20 protein-coding genes and 2 tRNA genes are annotated in these 16,659 nt (G+C 45.0%); 20 read left to right on the top strand and 2 right to left on the bottom strand.

What is annotated here, in order from left to right:
- Positions 1 to 7 precede the first annotated feature (7 nt).
- The 14 genes from gtfA (at position 8) to rsmA (ending at position 10,863) form a co-directional block, all read left to right on the top strand.
- Positions 8 to 1,522, top strand: a complete 1,515-nt coding sequence (gtfA, locus tag LIZ08_RS05435) for an accessory Sec system glycosyltransferase GtfA (protein WP_023919253.1) — start codon at positions 8 to 10, stop codon at positions 1,520 to 1,522.
- Entirely contained in the window at positions 1,506 to 2,861 is a 1,356-nt protein-coding gene (gene gtfB, locus LIZ08_RS05430) for an accessory Sec system glycosylation chaperone GtfB (protein WP_227038441.1), read from the top strand. The genes gtfA and gtfB overlap by 17 nt, the downstream gene beginning before the upstream one ends.
- The gene (gene asp4, locus LIZ08_RS05425) at positions 2,845 to 3,045 is read left to right on the top strand and encodes an accessory Sec system protein Asp4 (RefSeq protein ID WP_023919249.1); all 201 of its coding nucleotides are present in this window, start codon (positions 2,845 to 2,847) and stop codon (positions 3,043 to 3,045) included. The genes gtfB and asp4 overlap by 17 nt, the downstream gene beginning before the upstream one ends.
- A gap of 1 nt (position 3,046) precedes the next feature.
- On the top strand, positions 3,047 to 3,271 hold the full coding sequence (gene asp5 / locus LIZ08_RS05420) for an accessory Sec system protein Asp5 (protein WP_003003038.1): 225 nt from the start codon (positions 3,047 to 3,049) through the stop codon (positions 3,269 to 3,271).
- Between the two features lie 368 nt (positions 3,272 to 3,639).
- Positions 3,640 to 4,533, top strand: coding sequence for a TDT family transporter (locus tag LIZ08_RS05415; RefSeq protein WP_227038440.1), 894 nt, complete (start codon positions 3,640 to 3,642; stop codon positions 4,531 to 4,533).
- Between the two features lie 85 nt (positions 4,534 to 4,618).
- Entirely contained in the window at positions 4,619 to 5,296 is a 678-nt protein-coding gene (locus tag LIZ08_RS05410; protein ID WP_227038439.1) for a CPBP family intramembrane glutamic endopeptidase, read from the top strand.
- A 78-nt stretch (positions 5,297 to 5,374) separates the two neighbouring features.
- Entirely contained in the window at positions 5,375 to 5,716 is a 342-nt protein-coding gene (gene rnpA, locus LIZ08_RS05405; protein WP_003002960.1) for a ribonuclease P protein component, read from the top strand.
- A gap of 1 nt (position 5,717) precedes the next feature.
- Positions 5,718 to 6,533: a YidC/Oxa1 family membrane protein insertase gene (locus tag LIZ08_RS05400; protein ID WP_003015944.1), complete on the top strand. Its 816-nt coding sequence runs from the start codon at positions 5,718 to 5,720 to the stop codon at positions 6,531 to 6,533.
- Between the two features lie 15 nt (positions 6,534 to 6,548).
- The gene (gene jag, locus LIZ08_RS05395) at positions 6,549 to 7,496 is read left to right on the top strand and encodes an RNA-binding cell elongation regulator Jag/EloR (protein ID WP_155170290.1); all 948 of its coding nucleotides are present in this window, start codon (positions 6,549 to 6,551) and stop codon (positions 7,494 to 7,496) included.
- A gap of 75 nt (positions 7,497 to 7,571) precedes the next feature.
- A complete protein-coding gene (locus LIZ08_RS05390) occupies positions 7,572 to 8,201 on the top strand; it encodes a ribonuclease P (protein WP_227038438.1) in 630 nt (209 codons plus the stop codon).
- 147 nt (positions 8,202 to 8,348) lie between these two features.
- Positions 8,349 to 8,483, top strand: a complete 135-nt coding sequence (gene rpmH, locus LIZ08_RS05385) for a 50S ribosomal protein L34 (RefSeq protein WP_003003086.1) — start codon at positions 8,349 to 8,351, stop codon at positions 8,481 to 8,483.
- A gap of 125 nt (positions 8,484 to 8,608) precedes the next feature.
- A complete protein-coding gene (locus LIZ08_RS05380) occupies positions 8,609 to 9,379 on the top strand; it encodes a TatD family hydrolase (RefSeq protein ID WP_227038437.1) in 771 nt (256 codons plus the stop codon).
- Positions 9,351 to 9,935 carry a ribonuclease M5 gene (gene rnmV / locus LIZ08_RS05375; RefSeq protein ID WP_227038446.1) on the top strand — a complete coding sequence of 195 codons (585 nt, stop codon included), beginning with the start codon at positions 9,351 to 9,353 and terminating at the stop codon, positions 9,933 to 9,935. The genes LIZ08_RS05380 and rnmV overlap by 29 nt, the downstream gene beginning before the upstream one ends.
- A 52-nt stretch (positions 9,936 to 9,987) precedes the next feature.
- The gene (gene rsmA / locus LIZ08_RS05370; protein ID WP_227038436.1) at positions 9,988 to 10,863 is read left to right on the top strand and encodes a 16S rRNA (adenine(1518)-N(6)/adenine(1519)-N(6))-dimethyltransferase RsmA; all 876 of its coding nucleotides are present in this window, start codon (positions 9,988 to 9,990) and stop codon (positions 10,861 to 10,863) included.
- A 45-nt stretch (positions 10,864 to 10,908) separates the two neighbouring features.
- On the opposite strand, the gene LIZ08_RS05365 is transcribed toward rsmA, so the two are convergent.
- Together LIZ08_RS05365 and LIZ08_RS05360 are read right to left on the bottom strand one after the other, a co-directional pair.
- A tRNA-Ser gene (locus tag LIZ08_RS05365) sits at positions 10,909 to 10,997 on the bottom strand.
- Positions 10,998 to 11,001: 4 nt separating this feature from the next.
- Positions 11,002 to 11,084 (bottom strand) — tRNA-Leu (locus LIZ08_RS05360).
- 247 nt (positions 11,085 to 11,331) lie between these two features.
- Between LIZ08_RS05360 and rsgA the strand changes: the two genes are divergently transcribed.
- From rsgA to purR, 6 genes are all read left to right on the top strand, one after another.
- The gene (gene rsgA, locus LIZ08_RS05355) at positions 11,332 to 12,210 is read left to right on the top strand and encodes a ribosome small subunit-dependent GTPase A (RefSeq protein WP_031573894.1); all 879 of its coding nucleotides are present in this window, start codon (positions 11,332 to 11,334) and stop codon (positions 12,208 to 12,210) included.
- 14 nt (positions 12,211 to 12,224) lie between these two features.
- A complete protein-coding gene (gene rpe / locus LIZ08_RS05350) occupies positions 12,225 to 12,884 on the top strand; it encodes a ribulose-phosphate 3-epimerase (RefSeq protein ID WP_227038435.1) in 660 nt (219 codons plus the stop codon).
- Positions 12,877 to 13,509 carry a thiamine diphosphokinase gene (locus tag LIZ08_RS05345; RefSeq protein WP_227038434.1) on the top strand — a complete coding sequence of 211 codons (633 nt, stop codon included), beginning with the start codon at positions 12,877 to 12,879 and terminating at the stop codon, positions 13,507 to 13,509. The genes rpe and LIZ08_RS05345 overlap by 8 nt, the downstream gene beginning before the upstream one ends.
- 1 nt (position 13,510) lies before the next feature.
- A complete protein-coding gene (locus LIZ08_RS05340) occupies positions 13,511 to 14,761 on the top strand; it encodes a DNA recombination protein RmuC (RefSeq protein ID WP_003012406.1) in 1,251 nt (416 codons plus the stop codon).
- Positions 14,748 to 15,692, top strand: a complete 945-nt coding sequence (locus LIZ08_RS05335) for a 3'-5' exoribonuclease YhaM family protein (RefSeq protein ID WP_227038433.1) — start codon at positions 14,748 to 14,750, stop codon at positions 15,690 to 15,692. Before LIZ08_RS05340 ends, LIZ08_RS05335 begins: the two co-directional genes overlap by 14 nt.
- 135 nt (positions 15,693 to 15,827) lie before the next feature.
- Positions 15,828 to 16,643: a pur operon repressor gene (gene purR, locus LIZ08_RS05330; protein WP_003012466.1), complete on the top strand. Its 816-nt coding sequence runs from the start codon at positions 15,828 to 15,830 to the stop codon at positions 16,641 to 16,643.
- Positions 16,644 to 16,659 lie beyond the last annotated feature (16 nt).

Genomic DNA, 16,659 nt, shown 5'->3' with positions numbered 1-16,659 from the left:
GGACATTATGACAGTATACAATATCAACCTTGGAATCGGTTGGGCCAGCAGTGGTGTTGAGTATGCCCAGGCCTACCGTGCCCAGTTGTTACGCAATATCCATCAACCAGCCAAGTTTGTCTTTATGGATATGATTCTAGCCGATAATATCCAACATTTAACAGAAAATATCGGTTTTAAAAATGATGAAATCATCTGGCTCTATAGCCATTTTACAGATATAAAAATTGCGCCAACGACCTATACCATTGATCAGGTCTTAGCAGGTTTTGCCGGGAAACCGACTCGTGAAGAAGTCGATGGTAAGATCAAGCGTTTCTTTTATGAGGACCAGGACAACTTTTTGACCTGCTACCTGTGCGCAGAAAACAGTCCCTATGTTGAACGTTGCGAGTACGTGTCTAGAGGAATTTTGGTGAGAAAGGATTATTTCTCCTATACCCGCTATTGTACTGAGTACTTCATTCCCAAAAACAATCAAGCCAACTTGATTGAGCGCCGTTTTTACAATGAAGACGGGACGGTTGCCTACAGCATGCAGATGGCAGATGGCCGCGAAATTTATCGTTTTCCAGATCGCTACCTAGTTGGTCGCCAAGAATTGATCCGCTACTTCATGCAAACTCTTCAATTGACCAAACAAGATCTGGTAATTTTGGATCGGGAAACTAATATCGGTCAGCCTATCTTTGAAGAAGCGCAAAAAGCCCGTCTGGGTGTGGTCGTTCACGCCGAGCACTTCAGTGCCAATAATGTTGATGATCAGTATATCCTGTGGAACAACTACTACGAGTACCAATTTACCAATGCAGACAAGGTGGACTTCTTTATTGTCGCGACTGACCGCCAAAAAGAAATCTTGGCCGAGCAGTTTGCCAAATACACCAACCATCAGCCAGCTATCTATACCATTCCAGTTGGGAGTCTTGCAAGCTTGCCACAAAACGAAAATCGCACCCCATTTTCTATGATTACTGCCTCTCGTTTGGCGACAGAAAAGCATATTGACTGGTTGGTGCGAGCAGTGGTTCGCGCCAAAAAAGAATTGCCAGAACTGTCTTTTGACATCTATGGAAAAGGTGGAGAAGAAGGCAAGTTGCGTTCTCTAATTGATGAATTGGGGGCAGCAGATTATATCCACCTCAAAGGGCATGCCAATTTAGAGGAAATTTATAAGAACTATGAGGTTTACCTGTCAGCGTCGACCAGTGAAGGCTTTGGGTTGACCTTGATGGAGGCGATTGGTTCTGGTCTTCCGATAATCGGTTTTGACGTTCCTTATGGCAACCAGACCTTTGTTACAGAAGGTAAAAATGGCTATCTCATTCCGCCTTCAGCAGATCAAGTGGTCGACCAGATTGCTTCTGCCTTTGCGGAAAAAATGATCCAGCTATACAAAAAAGATGATCTAGCCAGCATGCGTCAAGCATCTTATGCGCGTGCAGAAGACTTTTTGACCAGCCGAGTAGAAGAAGCTTGGGCACAATTGATAGAAGAGGTGACACATGCTGAACGTATTTGATAGTTATTCTCGTGAAAGCCAAGACCTGCTCCACTCCATGAAAGAGTCTGGCTTTGACCACCCGACCGTTGTTTTGGAGCCAAACGGTTTCTTACCAGACGGTGTCGAATCTCCCTTTATCTATTTCTTGGGTCAACCAAAAGGGGAGAAGCGGGGACGCTACTTTAATGAAGTTCCAGTGCCTGATTTCTGGGAAGTTTCTGGGGACAACAGTTCGGGGAAAGTGACCTACTATGGTCAAGAAAAGGCTCGAATTGTGTACCATGCTGCTTCCTATAAACGCATCGTCGAGCGCTTAGAGTGGTTAGATGATAAGGGACAAGTGGTCATGGTTGAGCACTATGACCAATACGGTCGTAAGATTGCTGTAACGACTTGTGGCGATCAGGGACAGTATTTGGTGACCACTTATTTTGAAGGGGATATCGAGCGCTTGACAGAGAATCACCAAACAGGGGATTTGATCTTGACCTTGGACCATCAACCCATGCGGATTTTCAAGAATCGCTTAGATTACTTTGTCTTTTATCTAGAGTATCGTGGTTTTGATCTAGATGGTTTGGTCTACAATACGCTGGCTACCTCCTTTAGCATTAGTCTCCAGCTGGGCAATAAAGGCATCAAAGGACGCGACGTCCTGGTGTGGCAAGAGCCTCTTCACGACAGCCTTCCGGGCAACATGCAGTTGATTCTAAAGAGCCCAGAAATCCGGACCAAGAAGATCTTGATTCCGCAAAACGCGACCTATCATCGTGCTTTGCAGTTGACCTCGCAAGATCAGCATAGCTATTTTGGTCCCCTTGGCTACCTGTATGATTTCAAGGTGAAAGACGATATCCGTAAAGATGCCTTTGTCTTGACCAATTCGGATCAGATCGAAGCCTTGACCTACCTAGTAGAGAACTTGCCAAATGTGACCTTCCGTGTAGCAGCTTTGACGGAGATGTCTGCGAGCCTCTTGTCTATGGTCCGCTACCCAAATGTGGTCTTGTACCAAAATATCAGTCAAGAGCGGATCAAAGAGTTGCTTAAGGTCTCTAGTATTTATCTGGATATCAACCACTATGCAGAGGTACAAGGCATTGTTCGCAAGGCCTTCGAACACCAGCAAGTCATCCTTGCCTTTAGCCATACCCTGCATGACCGTCACTTCCTCGCACAAGCCAATATCTTTGATCAAGGAAAAGAAGCAGATATGGTGTCCCGTATCCAGAAAATCTACCAATCTGTGGATAACTACAGAGAAGCCATTGCGCAACAAATTGCCCAATCAAGTAGCGTTGAGCCAGCTGTTTTCAAAGCTCGCTTGCAAGAAGGGATAGGTGGATACAGTGAGTGATCGTAAGAAAGATTTATTTTACAAAGAAGTAGAAGGACGGATGGAGTCTCTCAAACGCCGTCCTGCCGAAAAAGAAAAGACGACACGTTCTGAAAAGATCAATGTTACTTTTAATGTGATCATTGGTTTGGTGATTCTGCTGGGAGTTATTTTTACCCTCTTCAGAGTGTTAGGAGGATCCTAAGATGGAAATGGTATTTGCAATCGGGATCTCGATCTTATCCCTCGCTCTTGTGGTTCTGATCACCCTGCAGCCTCGCCAACAACAATCGCTCTCAACAGATGCGACCAGTAACCTAGGAAAACCAAGTTACTGGCGGTCTCACCGTGGACTCAAACTAGCGACCCTCGTTGTTAGTATCGTCTTTCTCGTATCCTTATTTCTTTATATGATGGTCGTACAGGCCTAGTCTTTAATAGAATGGATAAAAAAAGAAGTTGGTATTCTCCAACTTCTTTTAGAATGTAATCCATCTGTTTCTTACATAATGCAACCTAAATGATACTTAAAAAATTAAAGAGATATCTACAATTTGAAGAGGCTGGGACAAAAGTCCTAGCCTCTCAATTATTTTTGGATTGTCGAACAAGACGCAGTGGTTGAGTGGGCTCTACTACGCTGATTTCATCAGCTTTTACAGCCCTACTCAACTGTGCGGAGGTGGGACGACGAAATCGAATTCTAACGAATTACCGATTTCTGTCCCACTCTCTTTTTTTATCCTGCTTCCTTCTCTTTTATGGTATACTGAAAGCGACAACATGATTGGAGCTCCCGATGAAAAAGATCCCCTTAGTATTTTCAGGCTGTCTGTTAGGACTGGTTGGCGCTGGCAACCTTCTTGCAGACTCGCTACCCTTCCTTGCCCACGCCTTTAGTCTGACAGGTTTGTTCTTCTGGTTTTTCTTTGTCGTTTATCATGCGATTCGCTGGCAAGAAACCAAGATAGAACTCCAACAACCAGCCCTTTTATCTGGGATGGCGACTTTTCCCATGGCAGGGATGATTCTATCCACCTATCTTTTGCGCCTCTTTCCCGCCTTTGGAGGTCTATCACAGTTGGTCTGGTGGTCTGCCTTTCTCTTGGATCTGGGCTTAATTCTCTATTTTACCAAGACCCATGTCCTAGCGCGACCAAGAGCCAATGCCACTCCCAGTTGGACCGTTCTCTATGTGGGCATTGCAGTAGCAGCTTTGACTTATCCAGTTGTAGGAATCAGAGAGATTGCTTATCTCGCTTTAGTGATTGGTTTTGGTTTGACCTTTCTTCTTTATCCCCTTATCTACCATGATTTGAAGCAGTCCCCTTTACCCAGTCATCTATTGGGCCAAGAAGGCATCTATTGTGCTCCCTTTTCCCTTCTTTTAGCAGCCCTGGTTCGTGTGGGTGGAGCAAGCCTGCCTGTCTGGTTCTTACTGATCATGGTGGTGGCCTCGCAAGGTTTTTATTTCTTTGTTTTGACGCGCCTACCGAGAATGATCACAGAAGGTTTTCAACCTGCTTTTTCAGCCCTGACCTTTCCAACAGTTATCACAGCGACCTCTTTGAAAATGGCCCAAGGCTTGTTGCAACTACCTTTCTTGACAGCTCTCGTATGGCTGGAAACTCTTCTTTGTCTCTTGATTTTAGTCGCTGTCCTAGGTGGTTATGTGGCCTATCTCAGAGAGTAGGAAGGCATCCTTTTTCATTGAAACCTTGTCACGATTATGGTAAGATGCACTATACGATTTGTCATACTTTATAGGAAAGGTATCTATGAAATTCATCAAAGGAAAGCTCTCACTGCTGTATCCCCTCTTTCTGCTCTTGTTTTATTTTTATGTTCGGCCTCAATTTCGCCCCTTGGCCCAGTATGTCTCCAATAGTGTAGCAAGCGCCAATAGCTATTATTGGACCTTATTTGGCCTAGAAGGCCTCTATGCAGTCTTTACAGGATTTTTGGTCTATCGTTTTTCTAAAAAAGCGCAGTTTAAGCTGGGGAAGAACCCTCTTCAAGCTCTGATAGAAGCCGTTTTTGCGGCCTGTTTGGTTTACTGGTTGGACTACTTCATCAGTGGTTTTGTTCAAGGACGGGCAGCCGTTTTGAGCCTGTTTCCACGGGAAATTAGTCCCACAGGGGTGCTTATCTTAGTGATCGCAATGGTCGTCATCCGGCCGGTGACAGAAGAGCTGATCTTTCGTGGAGCCTTGGTGAATGCCTACTTCAAAGGCTGGAAACTCTATGCAGAGATTTGGCTTCCAGCCATCATCTACAGTGGCCTACATTTTCTCCACAATCCCTTTTCGCTAGGAGCTTCTATCATCTATCTCCTGCCGAGTGTGATTTTTGGGATCCTGTATTATCGGAGTAAGACGCTCCTTGCTCCTATTTTGGCTCATATCTTGCTCAATCTCTACTACACCTTGCCTTTACTTTTATCTGTATTTAAGTAACAACCGATTTCCTGAGTGAGATTGGTTTTTTTTGAAAATATGGTATAATAGAATAAATTTAAAAGAGGGAGTTGAGGTTTGAAAAAAAGCTACCGCGTCAAACGTGACAAAGATTTTAATGCTATTTTTAAAAGTGGTCAAAATGTTGCCAATCGGAAATTCGTTGTTTACCGCTTGCGCAAAGACCAACCGCATTTTCGAGTCGGCCTGTCTGTTAGTAAGAAACTGGGAAATGCTGTGACCAGAAATCGCATCAAACGTTTGATTCGCCATGTTTTGATCAAACACCAAGCCTTCCTTACGACCGATGATTTTGTTGTCATTGCTCGTAAAGGAGTGGAGGAGCTCGACTTTCATCAAGTAGAGAAAAATCTTGTACATGTCTTAAAATTAGCACATGTCTACCAAGAAAGGGAATAATGTGAAAAAGAAACTGAAGTTAACTGGATTATTAGGAGCGGCCTTATTGGTCTTGACAGCTTGTGGAACCTCTCAAGTGACAGCTCAGTCGACAGGTGGTTGGGAACGCTTCGTCTACTTCTTTGCCGAAGCCATTCGCTTCTTGTCATTTGGCGGAAGTATCGGTGTGGGGATTATCGTCTTTACCATTGTGATCCGGACGGTCCTCTTGCCGCTTTTCCAATATCAAATGAATTCAACCCGCAAGATGCAGGAAATTCAACCCCTACTCAAGGAATTGCAAGCCAAGTATCCTGGAAAGGATCTAGATAGTCGGACCAAGCTTTCTGAAGAGATGCGGGCCCTTTACAAGGAAAAAGGCGTCAAAACATCTTCAGCCTTTCTTCCTCTCTTGATTCAGATGCCGGTTTTGATGGCCTTATTCCAAGCTCTGAGCCGTGTCGAATTCCTTAAAGTCGGTCACTTCCTTTGGTTGGACCTTGGCGCGATCGACCCGACTTACATCTTGCCGGTTCTTGCAGCGCTCTTCACATTTTTCAGTAGTTGGTTGACCAATAAAGCCATGCCAGAGCGCAATGGGAGTGCAACAACCATGATGTATGTGATGCCTGTGATGATCTTCTTCTTTGCCTTGTTCTCAGCCAGCGGGGTCGCACTCTACTGGGTGACTTCCAATGCTTATCAAGTCGGACAGACCTATCTCTTGAACAACCCCTTCAAGATTATCGCAGAGCGTGAAGCAAAAGAGCAAGCTTCGCGAGACATGGAAAAACAAAAACGCCGTGCCCTAAACAAAGCACAGAAAAAGAAAAAATAAGAAAGAGGTGGACATATGGTCCTATATACTGGAGCAACTGTTGAAGAAGCTATTCAAAAAGGCCTGAACGATTTAAATATTCCCCGTATGAAGGCACATATTACAGTTGTAGCGCGTGAGAAGAAAGGTTTTCTTGGCTTGTTTGGGAAAAAACCAGCCCAGGTTGAGATTGAGCCGATTGCAGAAACAACGGTTGTGAAAGCCAATCAAAAAGCCGTCAAAGGTGTCCCAGATGAAATCAATGCGCAAAACGAGCCGGTTAAGACAGTGAGCGAAGCAACGGTCGATCTCGGACGCGTCGTTGCAGCGATCAAAAAGGTCGAAGAAGAAGGAGAAGTTGTCTCTGAAGAAATCAAGACAGAAATCCTGAAACATGACAAAGAAGCAGATACCGTTCTTGAAGAAAAAGGGCATGAACATATCCTTGAGAAAGTTAAAGAACCAGTAGCAAAAGAATCAAATGAGTCTGATTTCTCAAACCTTGGTATCGAAGTAGAGGAAAACTACAATATCGAAGAAGTCGTCACAGATGTGACAGCCTATGTTCAAACAGTAATCGATGAAATGGATGTGGATGCGACCATCTCAAGTAGTCACAACCGCCGTACGGTCAATATGCAAATTGATACCAATGAGCCAGGACGTGTCATCGGCTACCATGGGAAAGTCTTGAAGGCTCTTCAACTCTTGGCACAAAACTATCTTTATAACCGCTACTCAAAGAATTTTTACATTACCATTAATGTTAATGACTATGTAGAACACCGGGCAGAAGTTCTTCAAAGCTATGCTCAGAAGTTGGCAACACGTGCCCTCGAGGATGGGCAAGCCCAACAGACAGATCCGATGTCAAACAGTGAACGCAAAATCATTCACCGGATCGTCTCTAAGATGGAAGGAGTCACTAGCTACTCTGAAGGGGAAGAACCAAACCGTTACGTGGTGGTAGACATCGAAGGATAATCTAGCTATTATTTCCCATAAGGGAGAGACGGGATTGAGCCGATCTCTCCTTTTTTAGGTTTAGAAAGGAAGCAAATGTCATTTGCTGCGATTCGAGAGTTTTTAAAACTTCAAGGAATGAAATACCAGGCTCCAGCAAAGGCAGGCGTGCTAGCCTCAGAGATGGAGCAGTATCGTGCCCTAGCTCAAGCAGCTCGTAAGGAATTCACCGATTTAGTCTCGGCCTTTCAGCAGCGTCACCCTTACTTGGAGCAGGATCGGACCAGCCAATGGATGAACCAGGCCCAGGTCTTGCGGCCTCATTTTTGGGCCTATCTAAAAGGAGAGGGGACGATGGCAGAGCCCATGTTTGCCTTGAGACTCTATGGAGATGCAGCTGATTTTGGAGTTTCCTTAGAGGTGAGCTTTATCGAGCGAAAAAAAGATGAGGAGAGCCTTCAAAAGCAACACAAGGTTCTCACCCTTCCTATCTCTCAGCCAGTTTATTATTTCGTCCAGAAAAATGGAGAGAGTCAAAGGGTAGAAGGAACAGAAAAGAATCGCCATGATTTGTTACAAGCAGTAGCAGACGGAGCGGTTCGTAAGGTCCTCGTCAAATACGATGTTTCTCTAGTCGAGGAAGGTTCTCTTGAGGATATCCTGGAACAGTTGCAAGAGGCGCTGGTGGCTCTGGAACCCTATTACTTGGCAACCCGTCAGGAGTAGAAAGGTGTTCTCCGACCTGTATTTGCAACAATTTTGCCATAGCTATTGACAAATAGAGTCGAATCCGATAGAATAGTAAAGTATGTTTAGTAACTGATCACAACTAGCCGGCTAAACGAATACAAAATCTATGAGGAGGTATTCATCGTGAAACGTACTTATCAACCAAGTAAACTTCGTCGTGCGCGCAAACATGGTTTCCGTCACCGTATGGCAACTAAAAATGGTCGTCGCGTATTGGCAGCTCGTCGTCGTAAAGGACGCAAAGTTTTGGCTGCCTAATTCAGATAAAAACCTAAAAACCAGTAGAAACTCGAGACTACTGGTTTTTGTTTTGTCCGAAAGTGAATTTAGAGGCGCTTTCTGCTATAATAGAAGGAAGAAAAACTCGGAAGAAAAGGAAGATCATGCAGATTTTTGATACCCACACCCATCTCAATGTGGAAGAATTCGCAGGAAAAGAACAAGAAGAGCTCGACTTGGCCAAGGAAATGGGTGTTGTAGCCCACAATATCGTTGGTTTTGACAAACCGACGATTGAGCGTGCCATGGAGTTGGCAGACCAGTACCCAGAACTCTATCTCACGCTTGGTTGGCACCCCACTGAGGCGGGCGATTATAGTCCTGAAGTGGAGGCCTATTTACTTGAACAGCTAAAACATCCCAAAGTCGTCGCACTCGGAGAAATCGGTCTGGATTACCACTGGATGACGGCACCAAAAGATGTCCAAGAAAAGGTTTTTCGTCGTCAGATTCAATTGTCTAAGGACTTGGACTTCCCTTTTGTGGTGCATACACGTGATGCTTTAGAAGATACTTATGCCATCATCAAGAGTGAAGGAGTCGGTCCTCGCGGTGGGATCATGCATTCTTTCTCAGGAAGTTTAGAAGAAGCTAAACGCTTCATTGATCTAGGAATGATGATTTCTTTTTCGGGAGTGGTGACCTTTAAGAAAGCCACAGATGTCCAAGAAGCGGCAGCTGGCCTTTCATTAGACAAGATCTTGGTTGAAACAGACGCCCCTTATCTGGCACCAGTTCCCAAACGTGGTCGGGAAAATAAAACAGCCTACACTCGTTATGTGGTAGATTTTATTGCAGAACTACGTGGCTTAACAACAGAAGAAGTAGCTCAAGCCACCTATGACAATGCGAGAAAGGTATTTGGCCTTGACTGAGAAAAGAAAAATACCAGAAGTAATTGTCGTGGAGGGCAAGGACGACACAGCCAATCTCCGTCGTTTTTATGAGGTGGATACCTATGAAACGCGAGGTTCTGCGATCGATCAAGATGACTTGGAACGAATTGCTACCTTGCAAGAGTTGCGTGGGGTCATTGTCTTTACCGATCCAGACTACAATGGCGAGCGAATTCGCAAGATCATTATGCAAGAGGTGCCCCAGGCCAAGCATGCCTTTTTAAATCGCGGCGAGGCAGTGCCCAAATCAAAAACCAAGGGCCGTTCCTTGGGAGTGGAGCATGCGAACTTTGAAGATTTAGAAAAAGCCCTAGCTGGACTGGTCGGGTCTTACAAAGATGAAAATTTCTTTGATATCACAAAGACCGACTTGATGCGGCTTGGACTTTTGATGGGAAGCGATAGTCGCAAACGGCGGGAATATCTAGGCGAAATCTTGCGCATCGGCTACTGCAATGGCAAGCAATTGATCAAACGCTTGGAGTTGTTTGGAATTTGTTTGGCCCAAGTCGAAGAGGCCATGGCCAGTTATTAAGACGGAAGTAGAGGGGATCCTTTACCCCTAAACTGATTAGAAAAGAGAAAAAATGAGAATTGCAGATTATAGCGTGACCAAGGCAGTGCTGGAGCGTCACGGTTTTACCTTTAAAAAATCCTTCGGTCAGAACTTCTTGACCGATACCAACATCCTTCAAAAAATTGTGGATACAGCTGAGATTGATCAGCAGGTCAATGTCATCGAAATCGGTCCCGGAATTGGAGCTTTGACAGAATTTTTGGCAGAAAATGCCGCAGAAGTCATGGCTTTTGAGATCGATGATCGCTTGGTTCCTATTTTGGCGGATACCTTGCGTGATTTTGACAATGTCACGGTTGTCAACCAAGACATCCTCAAGGTGGATCTCAACCAGTACATCGCAGAGTTTAAAAATCCAGAGCTTCCAATTAAGGTAGTAGCCAACCTTCCATACTACATCACGACTCCCATCCTCATGCACTTGATTGAGTCTAAAATTCCTTTCCAAGAATTTGTGGTCATGATGCAAAAAGAGGTCGCCGACCGTATTTCAGCTGAGCCCAACACCAAGGCTTATGGGTCTTTGTCTATTGCAGTCCAATACTATATGACAGCTAAGGTGGCCTTTATCGTACCACGCACCGTCTTTGTGCCAGCGCCAAATGTCGACTCTGCCATCCTCAAGATGGTGCGTCGCGAAGAACCAGCAGTGGCCGTCAAGGATGAAGATTTCTTCTTCTCTGTCAGCAAGGCTAGCTTTGTCCACCGGCGGAAGACACTTTGGAACAACTTGACCAGTCGCTTTGGCAAGACCGAAGAAATCAAAGCCAAACTGGAAGCAGGAATCCAAGCTGCAGGCCTGCAACCTTCTGTACGAGGAGAAGCTCTTAGCCTAGAAGACTTCGCTCGCCTAGCAGATGGCCTTCTAGAAGCAGGAATAAAATAACAGAAAAGACATGAGCTTCGTAGCTCATGTCTTGTTTGTTGTAGAAGGAAAGGACGGGATTTGAACCCGCGCGTGAATAAAATCCACTTGCCGGATTTCGAGTCCGGTGCCGTACCGAGCTGGGCCACCTTTCCAAGATGCGGAGAAAGGGATTTGAACCCTCACGCCCGAAGGGGCACATGCGCCTGAAGCATGCGTGTCTGCCGTTCCACCACCTCCGCATAGTTCTATTATACACTTTTTAGGAAAAATGCCAAGGAAAAAAAGGAAGGTGCCCTTTCCCGAATTCTGCTAAAAGACAAGTCATAACGGATACTCCGTCTTCTGTTTCTATCCGTTTAAACAACGAAGCTATTCGTTTCTAAAAGTGTCCGGAGAGGTTCACTTTTCGTTTTTTCTTATCAAGCAATCCAGCCTTATTTCTCATTTTTTGGTATAATAGGAGTATTAATCTCAAAGGAGTGCGATTTGCAAGGAACAATCGTCAAGGCCTTGGCTGGCTTCTACTACGTGGAGTCAGATGGTCACATTTACCAGACACGGGCTCGTGGAAATTTTAGAAAAAAAGGACAGACTCCTTATGTGGGGGATCAGGTGGAGTTCTCTGCTGAAGAGAATTCAGAAGGCTACATTTTGAGCATTGCGCCTCGAAAAAATAGCCTCGTGCGCCCTCCTATTGTCAATATTGATCAGGCGGTAGTCATCATGTCAGCTAAGGAACCTGATTTCAATGCCAATCTTTTAGACCGTTTTCTGGTTCTTTTGGAGCATAAGGGGATTCATCCCATTGTCTATATTTCAAAACTGGACTTGTTAGAAGATATGGAAGACATCCACTACTACCAAGGAATCTATCAGGCTATTGGCTATGATTTTGTCTTGTCGATTGAGGAACTCTTGCCCCTTTTGACCAATCAAACCACGGTCTTTATGGGACAGACCGGTGTAGGAAAATCGACCTTGCTCAATAAAATCGCTCCGGATCTGGAGCTTGAAACGGGTGAGATTTCAGATAGTCTGGGGCGCGGTCGACACACGACCCGAGCTGTCAGCTTTTACCATTTAAATGGAGGAAAGATCGCAGATACGCCTGGTTTCTCCTCCCTTGATTATGAAGTGACGACCAGTGAAGACTTAAATCAGGCCTTCCCAGAGATCGCCGATGTGAGCCACTCTTGTAAATTTCGTACCTGTACCCACACGCATGAGCCAGCTTGTGCGGTGAAACCAGCCGTTGAAAGAGAGGAAATTGCGCCTTTCCGTTATGAGGATTACTTGCAATTTCTAAGTGAGATTGAAAACCGTCGCGAAACCTATAAAAAAGTTTCGAAAAAAATGCCAAAATAGGAGACACTACAACGATGAAAACAATGAAATTAGCCCCCTCAATTTTGAGTGCCGATTATGCCAATTTTGAAAGTGAATTGAAACGCTTAGAAGCAGCAGGAGCTGACTATGCCCATATCGATGTCATGGATGGCCATTTTGTACCCAATATCAGCTTTGGAGCTGGTGTCGTAGAGAGCATGCGTCCACATAGCAAGTTGGTCTTTGATTGCCACTTGATGGTCACCAATCCTGAACACCATATCGAAGAATTTGCCCGTGCAGGTGCTGATATCATCAGCATCCACGTAGAAGCGACTCCCCATATTCACGGAGCTCTTCAAAAAATTCGTCAAGCGGGTGTGAAGGCTAGTGTTGTGATTAATCCAGGGACCCCTGTAGACAGTATCAAACACGTCTTGAACTTGGTGGATCAAGTCTTGGTCATGACCGTTAATCCAGGATTCGGTGGCCAAGCCTTCTTGCCTGAAACCATGGACAAGGTGCGCGAATTAGCCGCGCTTCGTGAAGAAAAAGGCTTCGACTTTGATATCGAAGTCGATGGAGGAATTGATGCTCAAAGTATTTCCCAAGCAAAAGAAGCCGGGGCCAATGTTTTTGTAGCAGGCTCTTATGTCTTTAATGGAGATGTCAATGAGCGCGTTCAAACGCTCCGAGATGCTGTAAATGGGTAACATCGCAATACTGGCAGGAGGTGACAGCACGCTCTTGCCAAGAGATCATGACGTTTATGTAGGCGTTGACGGAGGCTGTTTGAAGTTACTGGAAAAAGGTCTGCCTTTAGATATGGCTGTGGGGGATTTCGATTCTGTCTCTGAGACCGATTTGCGCAAGATCCAAACCCAAGCCAAGCAGGTTGTTCAATCCGTCCCTGAAAAGAACGATACGGATTTGGAATTGGCCTTGAAAGCGGCCTTTGAGGCCTATCCAGAGGCTGCTGTCACCGTTTATGGTGCCTTTGGCGGTCGTTTGGATCACTTTTTGTCCAATATCTTTTTGCCGACCGATCCAGACCTAGCTCCCTATATGGAGCAGATCCAATTAGTCGATGGTCAAAATCGATTGATCTACAGACCAGCTGGTTGCCATGAGATTCAGCCAGATCCAGCCATGTCCTATGTTGGTTTTATGCCTGTCGGACAAGGGCACCTAGAGATCACAGGGGCCAAGTATCCGCTCCATCAGGAGAATTATTTTTTGAAGGCCATGTATGGCTCCAATGAATTTTTGGATCAACCGATTCAATTGAGTCTAGATCGTGGCTATCTTGTCATTGTTTATAGTAAAGACAGAGGTTAATATGAATATCATTCTGCTTCTGATTGGCCTGCTCAATCTGGGCCTCCTCATCTATCTCTTGCAACGGTCAGATGATACCAGACCGGCTTTACGAGAGATGCTGGAAGACCACGAGGATCATTTGACAGACCAGTTGGACTATCGTTTTGAAAAAGAAAGACAAGCAAGCCAGATTGCCAATCAGCAGTTAGAGATCGCTCTGACAGATCGTTTAACCGAGATGCGAGTGGAGATCCACCAGCAGACGACGGCTCTGCGCGCTGAGATGAACGAGCACTTTACTAAAAATCGGGACAAAACAGATGAGCGCATGCGCCAGATCCAAGAGTCCAATGAAGTGCGGCTAGAACAGATGCGCCAAACGGTAGAAGAAAAATTGGAGAAAACCTTGCAGCACCGCTTACAGACCTCCTTTGAGACGGTTTCAAAACAATTGGAGTCGGTCAACAAAGGGTTGGGAGAAATGCAGACGGTGGCGCGGGATGTCGGAACCCTTAATAAAGTTCTCTCCAATACCAAGACGCGTGGGATTATGGGCGAATTGCAGCTGGGTCAAATCATTGAAGATATCTTGACCCCAGCCCAGTATGAGCGGGAGTTTGTCACCGTTCCCCAATCCAGTGAGCGCGTGGAGTATGCTATTAAGCTTCCAGGACAAGGAGAGGAGCCAGTCTATCTGCCGATTGACTCTAAATTCCCACTGGAAGACTACTATCGTCTGGAAGAAGCTTATGAATCAGGAGAGAAAGAGGAGATCGAGCGTTACCGCAAGGCCCTTCTTGCTAGTATCAAGCGTTTTGCTAAGGATATCCAACAAAAATACCTCTTTCCACCAGCGACAACGAATTTCGGAATTCTCTTTTTGCCAACTGAAGGCCTCTATTCCGAAGTGGTTCGCAATCCAGAATTCTTCGATCGCTTGCGTCGAGACGAACAAATTTTAGTGGCTGGGCCAAGTACGCTATCAGCCCTCTTGAACTCCTTGTCTGTTGGCTTTAAAACGCTCAACATCCAAAAGAGTGCAGATGACATTAGCAAGGTGTTGGGATCGGTCAAATCAGAATTCCATAAGTTTGGAGGGATTCTGGCCAAGACTCAGCGCCATTTAAAGAATGCTTCCAATAATATTGATGATTTGCTAACCAGACGGACCAGTGCCATCGAGCGGACACTCCGCCAAATCGAAAGCGATGAGGACCTGCTGGGACTAGATGTATATATAGAAGATGGAGAAGATGATGGTCAAAATTAACCAAATGAAAAAAGATGAATTGTTCGAAGGATTCTATTTGATCAAGTCAGCAGAAGTGCGTCAAACGCGGGCCGGGAAAAACTACTTAGCCTTTGTCTTCCAGGATGAGACCGGTACAATCGAAGGCAAACTATGGGACGCTCAACCCCACAATGTAGAGAGCTTTACAGCTGGGCGCGTGGTCCATATGTCTGGCCGTCGAGAAGTTTACAATAATACCCCGCAAGTCAATCAATTGAACATGCGTTTGCCACAAGCAGGAGAGCCTAACAATCCAGCAGACTTCAAGGAAAAACCACCAGTAGATCCCAAAGAATTGCATGAATACCTGTCAAACATGATTTTCAAAATTGAAAATCCAGTCTGGCAACGGATTGTCCGGGCCCTCTATGGGAAATATGAGAAAGAGTTTTATAGCTATCCAGCTGCTAAGACCAACCACCATGCCTTTGAAGCAGGCCTTGCTTATCATACGGCAACCATGGTCCGCTTGGCAGATAGTATCGGCGATATCTATCCTCAGTTGAATAAAAGTTTGCTCTTTGCAGGGATTATGTTACACGATTTGGCCAAAGTGATCGAGTTGACGGGACCTGAAAATACAGAATACACTGTTCGAGGCAACCTCATCGGCCACATTGCACTGATCGATGAAGAAATCACCAAGGTCTTGCAAGAGTTGAAGATTGATGACCAAAAAGAAGAAGTCATCGTCCTTCGCCATGTGATCTTGAGTCACCATGGCTTGCTGGAATACGGTAGTCCTGTTCGTCCAAAAATCATGGAAGCAGAGATTATTCATATGATCGACAATTTGGATGCGGAAATGATGATGATGACAACAGCACTTGGCTTAATTGGTCCTGGCGAAATGACCAATAAAATCTTTGCTATGGAAAATCGTTCCTTCTATAAACCGAATCTCGACTAGTAAAAACAGCGAGAAATACGGGAATGATTCTGCCAAAAATAAAATAATCAGGGAAAAACGGCCTTCTGTAAATCAGAATGTTCGTTTTTTTCGCTTCTTATGGTATAATGATAGAAAAAACTACATGGTGAGAAAATGAAATTAAGAAGAAGTGAACGGATGGTCGTGATTTCTAATTACTTGATCAACCATCCTTATGAATTGACTAGCCTCAATACGTTTGCGGAAAAGTATGAGTCTGCCAAGTCTTCCATCTCAGAAGATATCGTGATCATTAAGCGTGCATTTGAAGAGATGGAAATCGGAAATATTGAGACCATCACAGGAGCTGGTGGAGGTGTTATCTTTACACCGTCTATCTCAGATCAAGAATCCAAAGAAATCGTCGAAGATCTTTGCAAGCAACTGTCTGAAAGTGATCGTATCCTTCCTGGTGGCTACATTTACCTATCTGATCTTTTGAGTAATCCGAAGATTTTGAATCGGATCGGACGCATCATTGCCAAAGCCTTCCGGGATAAGAAGATTGATGCTGTCATGACCGTAGCGACCAAGGGAGTTCCTCTAGCCAATGCAGTAGCCAATGTCTTGAATGTTCCTTTTGTTATTGTCCGTCGTGATTTGAAAATCACAGAAGGGTCAACCGTTAGTGTCAACTATGTTTCAGGCTCAAGTGGGGATCGTATTGAGAAAATGTTCCTTTCAAAACGGAGCCTAAAAGCAGGAAGCCGGGTCTTGATTGTCGATGACTTCCTTAAAGGTGGCGGAACGATTAACGGGATGGTCAGCCTCTTGGCTGAATTCGATTCTGAATTAGCCGGAGTAGCTGTCTTTGCGGATAATGCTGCAACCGACCGGGAATTCTTTGAACACAAATCCTTATTGCGCGTGACCAACATCGATGTAAAAGAAAATAAATTGAGTGTCGAAGTTGGGAATATCTTTGATTAAGAGCAACAAAGGAGGA

Origin of the sequence: Streptococcus sp. 210928-DFI.4.42 (assembly GCF_020554365.1) — a bacterium.
GTDB classification, from domain to species: domain Bacteria; phylum Bacillota; class Bacilli; order Lactobacillales; family Streptococcaceae; genus Streptococcus; species Streptococcus parasanguinis_S.
Note: the sequence above shows the minus strand (reverse complement) of the source record. Positions and strands in the feature narration are given on the sequence as shown.